We start from the raw sequence: 12,255 nt of genomic DNA, 5'->3' as shown, positions 1-12,255 counted from the left end.
TTCTCAGGAAATTTTCCGAAGCTTTTCAGCCTCCTTCCAACTTTCGGCCCTCGTTCAGAACCGGGATGCAAAGGTAAGAAATCTCCCCTGAATCTCTGTAACTTATTTCAAAATATTTTCCTCAGCTTTTCTGAGTGCCCGCCCCTCTTTCGGAACCGGGATGCAAAGGTAGCAAAGCTTTCCCCATCCGCAAGCCCCCAGGGCCAAAAAAACCGCCCCAGACCCGCAATCTCCTGAATCCCAAAGGGAAAATCTTCAGCGGTCAGAGAATATTATGATATCAAAGTTTCTGGACGCAGAGGGATAACATAATAAGAGCAGAATAAAGTTCATCCTGCTCTTATTTTTTTTTGAATTATGCTGTCTTAGGCTTTTTATACAATGGGACCGTACTACAAGGTTCCCCATACATCATGCTGCTTGTTACTGGCAGGAGCTTCCGCATAATTTCAACATAAGCATAGGTAGGAACAGGTATACTACCACATCCTTTTACAACAACTTTTGCATCACGGTATTCTTCCACATCTATTTTCGCTATAGCTTCTTGCATTAACGCCTGCTCTAACGCATTTGTATCTCCAAACACAAAGTAATTTGCCTGGCCCGTAAGCTTTGTTGCCAGTAGCATATAAGCCCATGTGGGAACAATCGCATCTACAGAACAAATGATTGCAACGTTCTTCCCATTATAAACAGACCAGTCGTTTTCTTTCACAAATGCGCGAAAGTCCTTTTCTCTTAAGATTAAACCTTGAAACAGGTTTTCTTTTATATCATATACTACTCGCTCACCCGGATGAAGTAACTCTTCCAGGTTTATAGTGACCAATGCGCTCTGCGCAACTCTGTTTACAAATTCAGACATGACAATAAATTTTATTTAGCGCTTTTACCTGCACTTGTTATATAAACATCCTTTAAATAGAAGGGTTCATAGTAAGCAACATCTTCGAAAGCCTGCTCCTCATATTTACTAAGCCCTAATTTACCAATTGCTATAGCCGATGGAACCACGCCATCAACAAAGAGAGCATAGTTATTGTTTTGTGTTAAGTCTTTAAATTTATCTGCCCCGCTACCAAAGAAAATAACCTGCCGCTCTGCCAGAATATCTCCTAACGTCTGCTCTGTAAGTATAACTGGTGTAATAGGTGTTACTTCATTTAATTCATGGCTCAACACACAAGTATAAACTTCCATCCGGCGAGCATCTAACATTGGGCAAAACAGGTATTGCGCTGCATTTGGAGTATACTGTATTACTTGCTCTGCCATACTATATAATGTAGACACTTCTATCAAAGGGATGTTTAAAGCAAAGCACAACCCTTTTGCAGTAGATGTACCAATTCGCAAACCGGTATAGGATCCAGGCCCGCCTGAAATAACCACCGCACTTAGCTCCTCCATTTTAAAGCCACAGTTATTCACCAATTGCTCCATCATAACAGTAATATGGGAGGAGTGCGATTTCTCTATCCGTAGTTCAGAAGCCCCTAACAGTTGTGCCCCTTTAAAAAGAGCCACAGAGCAAACGTTTGTTGAGGTTTCGAGTGCCAGAAGTAATGGGCTTTGCATATCTTATAATATAAAGTACAGGGCAAAATTAAGCGTTGCCACTTAAGGTACAAAACCGATTACCACTTACACCTTAGTTTACTAAATTAAAAGGCCATACTTGTCAAGTATGGCCTTTTAATTATGAGTGTATATAATGTTACTTCAGTTTCAGGAACGAGTTATACTTTTGAGAGTCGTTTAGAACCTGTTTTGCCATCAAGATATCTGGGTCATCATCAAAGGTAGACTCGATGTAGCCTTTCTGCAGGTAGTAACGCGATGCAATCTCTGCTTCCAGCATTTCTTTTATCTCTGTCTTAAAGCGCATCAAATCATTTGCTTTGTTATGAGACACCTTCTTTTTAATTGCTTCGAGCTCACTCTTGATGTCGTCGTAATGCTTGCCGTCTTTTGCTTTTGCTGAAAGGTCCTGCAGTTCGCTTTCTATGGCGGTAGTATAATTAACATCCTTGTTAGCCAGGAAAGAAACAAACTGCTGGTATTCGTCGTCGCTTAACTTAAACTTAGCAGCTGCCGGAATAGTGCTGTGCTCGGCTTTATACTTGTTTGCATACTCAAAGAAGTAACCTTTGCGAGCAATTGTTTTTGTGATCTCAGAATAATTTTGCTGCTCTACTTCTACATCAGGGCTGATACCGCCACCATCATACACTAATCGTCCGGCTACAGTTTTAAAGGCTACGCGCAAAGAATCCGGAATCATGCCAACGCTGCCATCTTCGTTGCGGTGCGCATAATCTATAGCCTGTATGCATCGGCCGCTAGGTGTGTAATATTTAGCTGTAGTAACTTTTAGTTGCGAGTTGTAAGAAAGCGGACGCGTTGCCTGCACCAAACCTTTACCAAAAGTACGCTCTCCTACCAGCACGGCACGGTCGTAATCCTGCATTACACCAGCCACAATCTCAGAAGCTGAGGCACTACGCGAGCTTGTAAGTATAACCAAAGGTATTTCTTTGTCTAAAGGCTCGTCCAGCGCTTTGTAAGTTTTATTCCATTCTTTTACCTTACCTTTTGTACTTACAATGTCTTTGCCCTTATCCACAAAAACGTTAGAGATGTTTACAGCTTCATGAAGTAAGCCGCCAGGGTTGTCGCGTAAATCGAACACAATTTTCTTGGCACCCATTTCTTTTAGCTTCTGCACCGCCGTTTTAACTTCTTTAGAGGCATCCACAGTAAAACCTGATAACTGGAAGTAGCCAATCTGGTCGTCTATCATACCATAGTATGGCACGTTATCAACCATGATATTAGCGCGGTTAAGCTCAACAGTTTTTGATTTGGTTTGGCCGTAGCTGCGTACTTCCAGTTTTACCGGAGTATTTGCCTGGCCTTTCAAAAGCTTTGTAACATCGCTGGTAGATTTGCCGGTTACGTCCACGCCATTTACTTTTAGAATAACGTCGCCAATAACCAAACCTGCCTTATGTGCCGGCGAGTTTTCGTAAGGCATCTGTACTGTTATCTTACCGTCGTGGCTGCCAATAAGGGCTCCGATACCTCCATACTGGCCAGTAGTCATTGTACGGAAATCCTCAATATCGTCCTCTGGAATATAATTGGTGTATGGGTCCAGCGATTTAAGCATGGCATCTATACCCGTACGCATCATCTTGGCAGGAGGCACATCGTCCACGTAAAACGTGTTTACTTCCTTAAATAGAGTAGCAAACACATCTAAGTTTTTAGCTATCTCGAAATAGCGTTCAGATTCTGATTTAAAAGAGAAGAGCCCTAAGGTAAGTGCACCTAGCAGCAGGGCGGCAATAGACTTCTTGTACATAATTTGCAGGTATAAGGACGTGGTAAGACTACTTACTCAAACAACGTTCCAAACCTGAAATTAGTTTTTTCTCGATAGTATGAAAGGATTTTTTTTCTTTACCTATGTAAAGAATACCCAATAACTGCGGTGCTTGCCCGGGGCTATGGGTAAAAATAGACTTGTTAAGGCGGTAAGCCTCACGTATTTGCCGCTTAAGGCGATTACGGTCTACGGCGCGTTTAAAATAGCGCTTAGAAACGGAAATAAGTACCTGGGTTGGGCCAGGAGGCACGTCTTGCGGCGTATATAGTATAAACCGCAGCGGATACAAATTAAAAGAAGAACCCTTGCTAAAGAGCAGCGCTATAAGGCGCTTGCTACACAAGTGTTCTTCTTTCGAAAATGTATAGAAAGTTGGCTGCCCGTTTTCAGTATCGTTAGCTTGCTCGCTATGCATGAGCGGCTAAAAATAAATAAAAGCGAGGCAAATCCCTGAATCAGGAATTAAGCCGCCTTATGTCTTTTTTCGTCAGAAACAGATAATCTCTTTCTGCCTTTGGCTCTTCTGCTGGCCAATACTCTTCTACCGTTAGCGGTTTCCATTCTTGATCTGAAACCGTGTTTGTTTCTTCTTTTTCTTTGAGAAGGCTGGAATGTTCTTTTCATCGTCTGCCAATGGTTTTATTATGGCCTGCAAAATTAGGAAACCTTTTTAATTTAACAAAGCCTGCCTCAGAATTTTAACTAAATTCTATCCAAAACCAGCATTATGGCTTCCTCAAGTGATAAAAAAGTTGATTATCGCTTCACTATCGGTTTTATTCGTATTTACTCCTTTGCCTGTAAACACACCAATTCGTTAAAATAATGATACGCTATCACCTCTCCTACACTAACCCGCTTACCCATTACCTGGATATCACACTTACCATAGCTGAAAATACGGCGCAGGAGGTATACTTGCAGCTACCTGCCTGGCGGCCTGGGCGCTACGAACTGCAGCACTTTGCCCAGAAGCTGAAAGCGGTTACGGCATCTGCTAACGGCCAAAGTATAAATATTGATAAGGTTACCAAAGACTGCTGGCTAATAGAAGCCAATGGCGCAGAAACCTTAGAGGTAAAGTATAGCTTTTATGCCAGGCAGATGGATGGCGGCGGCTCGTGGCTGGATGAGGAACAACTTTACCTGAACCCGATAAATTGCCTGATGACCGTGGAAGCACGTGAGCACGAACCATACTTAGTGACGCTGGCTGTACCCGAGACTTGGCAAATTGCCTGTGGTTTACCTGAAATCCAGAAGCATACGTTGCAGGCCGCAAATTTTGATGAGCTGGTTGATAGTCCTTTTATCGCAAGCGCATCTTTACAAAAGCAGACATATGAGGTTGATGGCATACCGTTCCATGTATGGATTCAAGGCAACTGCCAGCCTGATTGGGAAAAGATCAAACAGAACTTTGCCGCCTTTACAAAAGAGCAACTCGAGGTCTTTAGCGATTTTCCGGTGAAGGAGTACCATTACCTGAACCAGATTTTGCCTTACCGCACCTACCACGGCGTAGAGCACAACAACTCAACCGTCATCACACTTGGCCCCGGCGAACTGCTAATGGCACCGAGCCTTTATAAAGAGTTTTTGGGAGTAAGTTCGCATGAGCTGTTTCATACTTGGAACATTAAGAAAATTCGCCCTGCCGAAATGCTGCCATATAATTTTGCGCAGGAAAATTACTTTAAAACAGGCTATGTGGCAGAGGGTATTACCACCTACTACGGCGATTACATGCTGGCCAGAGCAGGTGTGTTTACAACAGAAGAATATTTCGCTGAGCTGAACACTACCCTGCAGCGTTACTTTGCCGATTACAGCCGCAATAATTTGTCTGTGGCAGATTCGTCCTTCGACTTGTGGCTGGACGGCTACAAAGCTGGCGCACCAGATCGCAAAGTATCTATTTACATCAAAGGGGCGCTTACTGCCCTGCTCCTGGACTTGCAACTGCGCCAGCAAACAAACCACAGCGCCAGCCTGGACACCGTAATGCGCTTACTCTGGGAGCGGTTTGGCAAAACAGGCAAGGGCTACACCGAAGCTGATTATGCACAGCTGGTGGATGAGGTCGCCGGCATATCCTTCGCTTCATACTTTGAAGACTACATTAACGGCACCGCAGCCATTGAACATGCGTTAGACAAAGCTTTATACTTTGTTGGCTGCACTTTAAAAGAAACAGAAAACCTAATCCTAAACGAGGGCAAGTATGGCTTTAAGGTTACATCGGAGGGTGCGGCTAAAGTGACGGCAGTAGCACCAGGCTCGTCGGCAAGCAAGGCACTAAGTATAGATGATGAGTTGGTAGCTTTAAATGAGCGCAAAATAGAGAATAATTTGCAACACCTGCTGGCCCTGCAGCCAGAACAGGTAGAGCTAATACTGTTCCGGGAGAAACAACTCCGAAGTATAAAACTGCAACCAAATGGCGAAAAGTACTACAGCAAGTATACAATAGAAAAAAGAGCGGATGCAACGGCAAAGCAGAAGCAGAACTTTAAGCTGTGGCTGAAGCAGGAATTCTAAAAGTATGTTCTACGGCACCTATCCAAAGTAGTAGCATTACAATTTTCGCAAAACCTGAGAACACACCTGGAGAACAGGTACTACTAATTGAACAAGAGTTTAAAATAAAAAGATGGCTGCTTTAGCTTTTCACGAAGATCTATGTCGCTGAACATGCAGGAGATTGTCTCTGCCAGCGCCTGGTTTTTAGAGGCTTTGCTAGCAACTTTGTCGAAGAGCCACGGGTATTGAAGCAAACGCTGCATTTGGCGACTTAGCTTTAGTTCCTGCCAGAGGCGGTTATACACAGCTTTGTCGTAGCCTTGCATAAAGCTTGCGGAGAAGTTCTGCTCCTGCAAACAAAGTCCGGCCTGTGTTGCGGCCCACCTCCCACTAATCATGGCATTGCTGATGCCTTCGCCGGTAAACGGATCTATCAAGGCACCGGCATCACCTACCAGCATATAGTTATCCCCGGACAGGCGCCGCTTTTTAGAACCGAGTGGCAAACCATAGCCCTTTATATCGCCTACCAACTCTGCGTTAGCAAAGCGTTTTTGCAGTTCAGGGTTTGTTTCTATCATGCGCTGCATCTCCTTTTTCAGGTTAATTTTTTTGCTGCTGATGGCGCTGCTTAGCATCCCCACCCCCACGTTGGCAAATCCGCCAGGCAGCGGAAACACCCAAAAATATCCCGGCAAAAAATCTTTGAAAAAGTGTAGCTCAATAAAGTTATCTGCATCCAGCCCCTGCACACCTTTATAATATGCCCGCAACCCGGCACAGTAATGCGCCGGCTCCTGCTGCATATCTGCCACATGGCGCGCAAAGCCCGACTGTGCTCCGTTTGCTACAATTAGCAGCTTGGCTTCTATTTGTGGTTTACCATCTTTGTCACTAAGTATAAATCCTCCTTCCTGCTGCCGCTCATACTTTGTAAGCGCTACACCTTGCAGCAAAGTAATTTCAGGCTGCTGCTTTACCTGCTCCACCAGAAAGTTATCAAAATCGAAGCGCCTGGCGATGTACCCCGCCGGTGCATCCTGGGCAGCGTTATACTTATACTTGAACGGCACACTAAGCTTTTGCCCACCAGGCGATATAAAATGAATGCCCCATGAAGGCAGTTGCTCCTGCCGCTTGCTAAATAGCAATGGCAAATCTGGCGAAATGCGACGCAACTCATTTACTACTTTACCACTCAGGGCATCGCCGCATACTTTATCTCTCGGAAAAACAGCCTTATCTACCAGCAGGCAAGGGATGCCTTTTTGGGCCAGGTGCAACCCAGCAGTAGCGCCTCCGGGTCCAGCGCCAAGTATACAGATATCGGTTTTAAGCATGCCATAAAGTATGAATTACTTAAATATAAACAATTAACTATATATTTATACTTTTTGCCATAAAAAAAGGAGGATAACCTCTGGGGCCATCCTCCTTCTATATTTCATAGTTTTTATTTTGCTTGTAGTATGCCTACTTTTTATCGTTAGGCATGTTGTTGCCACCCTTCGCTAAATTGCGGTTAGGGTTCTGCACTTTAGTTGCGTCTTTGTTTAATGCACTTCGCATCGGATTGTCTTCAATATTACCCATCAGCTTTTTAGGGTCAGTCTGATTTTGGTTATTTTTTAACGCATCTGGTTTATTTTTATCTTGATTCTGTATGCTCATAATCCAATCTCCTCATTAATGTATAATTAGTTTTACCGCACTCCGCTGCATTTTGTTACAAATCTGATTAAAGTATACGCCCTTTCCCCGTTCCCTAAAACACAAAAAGGGAAGCCGAAACTTCCCTTTTATATACTTTCTGATTTGCTATACTTATTGCAGCACCGTATCGAACTGCACCAAGTTTACGAACTGCTGCACGCGGTTCTCGATTTCCTCTTTTGTTAAATCTTTAAGACGTTCTGTGCCGAACTTCTCTACGCAGAACGATGCCATTGCAGAGCCATAGATTACAGCACGCTTCATGCTCTCAAAGCTAATATCTCCGTTGCTGGCCAGGTAACCAACAAAACCGCCTGCAAAAGTGTCGCCGGCTCCGGTTGGGTCAAACACCTCCTCTAGTGGCAGGGCTGGGGCAAAAAACACCTTGTCTTCGTTAAACAACAATGCACCGTGTTCTCCTTTTTTGATGATCAGGAATTTAGGGCCCATAGCCATGATAGCTTTTGCTGCCTTAACCAAAGAATATTCGCCGCTTAGCTGGCGTGCCTCTTCATCGTTGATAGAAAGCACATCTATCATCGCCATTGTTTCTTTTAACTCGGCCAGGGCAATGTCCATCCAGAAGTTCATGGTGTCCATCACGATAAGCTTAGGGCGTTTTGTTAAACGCTCGATAACTGTTTTCTGCACCTGTGGCGCCAGGTTGCCCAGCATCAGGTATTCACAGCCCTGGTATGCTTCCGGTATAATCGGGTCGAAATCGCCGAGCACGTTAAGTTCTGTAACCAGCGTTTCGCGGCTGTTCATGTCGTTAAAATAGCGGCCAGACCAAAAGAAAGACTTCTCGTTCTCTTTTACCTGCACACCTTCGGTACTGATGTTGCGCTGGTGCATTAAAGCAATGTGGTCCTGGTCAAAATCGCCACCCACTACTGATACCACATTTACGGGCTTCACAAAGTATGAAGACGATAACGAGATGTATGTCGCAGCACCACCTACAATCTTGTCAGTTTTTCCGAAAGGCGTCTCCAGCGCATCAAACGCCATCGAACCTACTACTACTAAGCTCATATTTTTTTGATTATGAATTACAATTATGATTTATGAATGGCCTAGAAACCAATAGCCGGTAATTTAACCATTCAGCAATTTAATAATCTACTAAAACAAAAAAGCCCCTGAAGGTTTGCTTCAAGGGCTTGGGGTGGAAGATGGGGCTCGAACCCACGACCCCCAGAATCACAATCTGGTGCTCTAACCTACTGAGCTACAACCACCGTGTCTCATTTGAGAGTGCAAATATACGCAGCAAATCACATTATGCAATACCCTGTGCGCTTTTTTTGCATAAAATTTTTACCTCAAACTTCTTTTATACTTGCGCATACAAGTATACATGTAAGCTAGTTCGGCCAGTAAAAGGGGCACTACAAAGAGTAACCATTTGGGCATCTGCACACTACCAAATTCGGCCCATGTAAAGATCAGTATATTCCAGAGGCCCAGAAAAAACAGAAGCGGGATAACTCTGCTATTACTAAAAGTGTTTTGCTTATAAATTCCCCAAAAGCTATGCTTGTTTTCCATGGCAGTTATACTTTGTATATCTAAATATAGTAAGTATCAAGGATTAATCAAATCAGGCGCTTAGCTTTGTGCCGCACCAGGGGCAGTAGTTAATAACCACCATCGTAGCGCTGCCATTGTGTACAGGAATGCCATATAGGTCCTCCTCCCATTTGTTAATGATTACTTCCGGGTCGTCATACTTTGTCTCTCCGTTCTCGTCCAAGCTTTCGAAAACTTTATCGGCCATCATCATACAGCAATAGCCTTTGTAGTCGAACCCTTTGCTTTTTAGCTTCTCAGCGGTTGCCCAGTTGTAGCACGTCTCATTTTCGTGAATGGCGTTTGCGTAAGCCTCATAATCTTCTGAGGCCAGCACTTCTTCTGGCAATTCTTTCCCGAAAAACCGGGTGTGTAGTTCTTTAAATCTATCTAAGTCCATAGTTACCTATCAAACAGCAGCCTCTCCCCTTTCTTGCTTTCATCAAAAGCGCCGTTGGCAAAGGCTAAGTGGCCCGAAACAAATGTATGGGTAATAGCGCTGCCAAACGTATGGCCTTCAAACGGAGACCAGCCGCATTTGTAATTCGTATTCTCTTTTGTAACCGTGTAAGGGTTATTCAGGTCTACCAGCACCAGGTCGGCCCAGTAACCTTTTCTTATGTACCCGCGCTCACGCACATTAAACAATATGGCCGGTGCGTGGCTCATCTTCTCCACTACTTTCTCAATTGTCAGTTTGCCTTGCTTTACAAACTCCAGCATCATCTGCAGCGAGTGCTGCACCAGCGGTACCCCAGACGGCGCTTGTTTATACTTGCCCTGCTTCTCCTCCCACAGGTGTGGCGCGTGGTCGGTGGCAATCACATCCAGTTTATCTTCCAGCATTCCTTTTAGCAAGCCCTCTTTGTGGCGTGCTTCTTTCACAGCCGGGTTGCACTTTATCTGGGTGCCAAACTTGTCATAATCCTCTTTATCGAACCACAGGTGGTGCACGCATACCTCAGCGGTGATCTTTTTATCCTTTAGCGGAATGTCGTTGCGGAAAAGCTTTAGTTCTTCTTCGGTGGAGATGTGCAGGATGTGCAGACGCGTACCGTGTTTCTCGGCCAGCTTAACCGCCATAAACGACGATTTAAAGCAAGCCGCTTCGTTACGAATTTCCGGGTGGCATTTTATTGGAATATCATCGCCGTACTTCTCTTCATAAATGGCCATGTTGTCGCGTATAGTTTGCTCGTCTTCACAATGCACGGCAATAGGCAGTTTGGCTTTTGAGAAAATCTGCTCCAGCGTTTCTTCGTTGTCTACCAGCATATTGCCCGTAGAGGATCCCATAAAAATCTTGATGCCGCAAACGGTATTTGGGTTGGTAAGCAGCACCTCGGCCAGGTTATCGTTGGTGGCGCCCATGTAAAAGGAGTAGTTTGCAAGCGAGGTTTCAGCAGCAATTTTATACTTGTCCTCCAGCAGCTCCTGTGTTACGGTGTTGGGTACGGTGTTCGGCATCTCCATAAACGAAGTAGTACCGCCTGCCACAGCCGCCCTGGCTTCTGTTTCGATATTCGCTTTATGTGTTAGCCCCGGCTCACGGAAGTGCACCTGGTCATCAATCACGCCAGGCAGTAAGTATAAACCGGTGGCATCAATGGTCTCATCGGCAGCGTCGGTTATACTTTGGGCTATCTGCGCAATACGTCCGTCTTTTACCAGAACATCGGCAGTAGTTATACTTCCTTCGTTTACAAGCTGTGCGTTTTTTATGAGGATACTTTTCATGTTGCTAAGATACGTGCTGAACAAATTTAACACATTATCTTAGTTTCCTGCAGAAACGACCGTTTGTTTATGCGTTGTGTTTTACTCTGGCTGCATCAGCTTGCCTATAAAAAGTATGGCGTTAGATGATTTTTCGCGGATAAGAAACACAAACGGCCTGTCGACGCGGATGGAAGGAGGCAGGGAAGTCAAGACCATGCCAACAGATGTTGCTGCTGCGGCCTCTGTACCTTCTTCGTTTACCTCCACAAAAGTTTTATGCTTTACTTCAGAGATAGCCAAACCTGCCTGCCCCTCCAGCATTCTGCTAAAGTCTGCCTGTGGGCTAAAGGCGACCTCCATACCCAGTTGCTTCAGCAGGTCTTTCAGCTCTTTGCCATACTCCAGCTTAAACTTTGGCATGTGCAACTCCAGCTGTGATGTATCTGCACCGGATAGCCAGCTGTTAAGGTTTGCAGCGTTCAGCTCCTGCACTACATCCTGCACCTGCTTGTCTCCTTTAGGCATCACAAGCGTCATGCTGTACTGCTGGTTTCCGTAAGGCAGGTCTATTACCTGTTTGCTTTGGTCCTGGAAGTATAAATATTTGCCGTTCTTCATGGTCATGAAGTCGTGGGTAATGGTGGTACCATCCTCTTTGCGAAATGCTCCGGGCTTTGTCAGCTTTTTATCGAATGGGTACGTCCAGGTGCCTTTAAAGTAAATGGCATTGATCAGGAACAGTACATGCTCCCGCCGAACCTCTTCTACAATCTTTTCGATTTTGCCATTGGTTTTGCTCTTTACCCAGTTGTTCATTTGATCTTTGGCAGCCGGTGAGGCAAAGTCAAGCCCCTGCACCGTTGCATCAAAGTAAGTCTTGTTCGTTTCTATAAATGGAGCCTGCAGCTTAAAATCTTTGCTATGCCACAAAGAGTTAGCCGCTGTAAACATCACTTTCTTGTCTGCGCCTTTCAGCAGGTCCCATAGACTTTTAAAAGATTTGTTGATGTCCTCGTCTGAGCTTAGCTCAAAGCCCAGCGTTTTACGCATAGCTTCTTTGGTAGCCCCGTCTGCACCGTTATAGGTCATGCCCAGCGCCATACTTATACTTAACGGCGAGATAAACACATTGTCTGCTCTTTCTTCCTCGCTTAGGCTGGCAAAGGCACGGAAGGCAAAATCGTTGGAACTCTCTACAGTACTTTGCTCCTGCACCGATAGCGGCCTTATATTAGGTGTGTTATCCATTACTTCGTCTTGTTGGCAACCGGAAAAAAGCATGGCAGCCGCTGTGGCTATACTTAGGATAAGTGAGTTTCTGTTCATGGCTAGCA

At 44.8% G+C, this 12,255-nt stretch carries 12 protein-coding genes and 1 tRNA gene; 1 reads left to right on the top strand and 12 read right to left on the bottom strand.

Going from position 1 to position 12,255, the window contains the following annotated elements:
- Window positions 1-355: 355 nt before the first annotated feature.
- The 5 genes from Q1A23_RS18520 to rpmH all read right to left on the bottom strand — a co-directional run bounded on the left by Q1A23_RS18520 (window position 356) and on the right by rpmH (window position 4,018).
- Complete coding sequence (locus tag Q1A23_RS18520; RefSeq protein ID WP_299826198.1) at window positions 356-868, bottom strand: DUF2480 family protein; 513 nt, start codon at window positions 866-868, stop codon at window positions 356-358.
- 11 nt (window positions 869-879) lie between these two features.
- On the bottom strand, window positions 880-1,581 hold the full coding sequence (tsaB, locus tag Q1A23_RS18515; protein ID WP_299826196.1) for a tRNA (adenosine(37)-N6)-threonylcarbamoyltransferase complex dimerization subunit type 1 TsaB: 702 nt from the start codon (window positions 1,579-1,581) through the stop codon (window positions 880-882).
- A gap of 139 nt (window positions 1,582-1,720) precedes the next feature.
- A complete protein-coding gene (locus Q1A23_RS18510) occupies window positions 1,721-3,370 on the bottom strand; it encodes a S41 family peptidase (protein WP_299826194.1) in 1,650 nt (549 codons plus the stop codon).
- A gap of 28 nt (window positions 3,371-3,398) precedes the next feature.
- Window positions 3,399-3,809 carry a ribonuclease P protein component gene (locus Q1A23_RS18505; protein ID WP_299826191.1) on the bottom strand — a complete coding sequence of 137 codons (411 nt, stop codon included), beginning with the start codon at window positions 3,807-3,809 and terminating at the stop codon, window positions 3,399-3,401.
- 47 nt (window positions 3,810-3,856) lie between these two features.
- Window positions 3,857-4,018 carry a 50S ribosomal protein L34 gene (gene rpmH / locus Q1A23_RS18500; RefSeq protein WP_219878235.1) on the bottom strand — a complete coding sequence of 54 codons (162 nt, stop codon included), beginning with the start codon at window positions 4,016-4,018 and terminating at the stop codon, window positions 3,857-3,859.
- Window positions 4,019-4,219: 201 nt separating this feature from the next.
- Between rpmH and Q1A23_RS18495 the strand changes: the two genes are divergently transcribed.
- Complete coding sequence (locus Q1A23_RS18495) at window positions 4,220-5,935, top strand: M61 family peptidase (protein WP_299826188.1); 1,716 nt, start codon at window positions 4,220-4,222, stop codon at window positions 5,933-5,935.
- A gap of 83 nt (window positions 5,936-6,018) precedes the next feature.
- On the opposite strand, the gene Q1A23_RS18490 is transcribed toward Q1A23_RS18495, so the two are convergent.
- The 7 genes from Q1A23_RS18490 to Q1A23_RS18460 all read right to left on the bottom strand — a co-directional run bounded on the left by Q1A23_RS18490 (window position 6,019) and on the right by Q1A23_RS18460 (window position 12,247).
- Window positions 6,019-7,257, bottom strand: coding sequence for a geranylgeranyl reductase family protein (locus tag Q1A23_RS18490; RefSeq protein WP_299826186.1), 1,239 nt, complete (start codon window positions 7,255-7,257; stop codon window positions 6,019-6,021).
- A gap of 133 nt (window positions 7,258-7,390) precedes the next feature.
- Complete coding sequence (locus Q1A23_RS18485) at window positions 7,391-7,588, bottom strand: hypothetical protein (protein WP_299826184.1); 198 nt, start codon at window positions 7,586-7,588, stop codon at window positions 7,391-7,393.
- A gap of 153 nt (window positions 7,589-7,741) precedes the next feature.
- Entirely contained in the window at window positions 7,742-8,665 is a 924-nt protein-coding gene (locus Q1A23_RS18480) for a PfkB family carbohydrate kinase (protein ID WP_299826182.1), read from the bottom strand.
- A gap of 129 nt (window positions 8,666-8,794) precedes the next feature.
- Window positions 8,795-8,871 (bottom strand) — tRNA-His (locus Q1A23_RS18475).
- A 362-nt stretch (window positions 8,872-9,233) separates the two neighbouring features.
- Window positions 9,234-9,602, bottom strand: coding sequence for a hypothetical protein (locus Q1A23_RS18470; RefSeq protein ID WP_299826180.1), 369 nt, complete (start codon window positions 9,600-9,602; stop codon window positions 9,234-9,236).
- A 2-nt stretch (window positions 9,603-9,604) separates the two neighbouring features.
- Window positions 9,605-10,939, bottom strand: a complete 1,335-nt coding sequence (locus tag Q1A23_RS18465; RefSeq protein ID WP_299826178.1) for a dihydroorotase — start codon at window positions 10,937-10,939, stop codon at window positions 9,605-9,607.
- 81 nt (window positions 10,940-11,020) lie between these two features.
- The gene (locus tag Q1A23_RS18460; protein WP_299826176.1) at window positions 11,021-12,247 is read right to left on the bottom strand and encodes a serpin family protein; all 1,227 of its coding nucleotides are present in this window, start codon (window positions 12,245-12,247) and stop codon (window positions 11,021-11,023) included.
- Window positions 12,248-12,255 lie beyond the last annotated feature (8 nt).

Origin of the sequence: uncultured Pontibacter sp. (assembly GCF_947492645.1) — a bacterium.
Lineage (GTDB): Bacteria > Bacteroidota > Bacteroidia > Cytophagales > Hymenobacteraceae > Pontibacter.
Note: the sequence above shows the minus strand (reverse complement) of the source record. Positions and strands in the feature narration are given on the sequence as shown.

Excerpts from the sequence above, each read along its gene's own strand:
- Q1A23_RS18520 (WP_299826198.1), bottom strand. The coding sequence starts at position 868 with ATGTCTGAATTTGTAAACAGAGTTGCGCAGAGCGCATTGGTCACTATA.
- tsaB (WP_299826196.1), bottom strand. The coding sequence starts at position 1,581 with ATGCAAAGCCCATTACTTCTGGCACTCGAAACCTCAACAAACGTTTGC.
- Q1A23_RS18510 (WP_299826194.1), bottom strand. The coding sequence starts at position 3,370 with ATGTACAAGAAGTCTATTGCCGCCCTGCTGCTAGGTGCACTTACCTTA.
- Q1A23_RS18505 (WP_299826191.1), bottom strand. The coding sequence starts at position 3,809 with ATGCATAGCGAGCAAGCTAACGATACTGAAAACGGGCAGCCAACTTTC.
- rpmH (WP_219878235.1), bottom strand. The coding sequence starts at position 4,018 with ATGAAAAGAACATTCCAGCCTTCTCAAAGAAAAAGAAGAAACAAACAC.
- Q1A23_RS18495 (WP_299826188.1), top strand. The coding sequence starts at position 4,220 with ATGATACGCTATCACCTCTCCTACACTAACCCGCTTACCCATTACCTG.
- Q1A23_RS18490 (WP_299826186.1), bottom strand. The coding sequence starts at position 7,257 with ATGCTTAAAACCGATATCTGTATACTTGGCGCTGGACCCGGAGGCGCT.
- Q1A23_RS18485 (WP_299826184.1), bottom strand. The coding sequence starts at position 7,588 with ATGAGCATACAGAATCAAGATAAAAATAAACCAGATGCGTTAAAAAAT.
- Q1A23_RS18480 (WP_299826182.1), bottom strand. The coding sequence starts at position 8,665 with ATGAGCTTAGTAGTAGTAGGTTCGATGGCGTTTGATGCGCTGGAGACG.
- Q1A23_RS18470 (WP_299826180.1), bottom strand. The coding sequence starts at position 9,602 with ATGGACTTAGATAGATTTAAAGAACTACACACCCGGTTTTTCGGGAAA.
- Q1A23_RS18465 (WP_299826178.1), bottom strand. The coding sequence starts at position 10,939 with ATGAAAAGTATCCTCATAAAAAACGCACAGCTTGTAAACGAAGGAAGT.
- Q1A23_RS18460 (WP_299826176.1), bottom strand. The coding sequence starts at position 12,247 with ATGAACAGAAACTCACTTATCCTAAGTATAGCCACAGCGGCTGCCATG.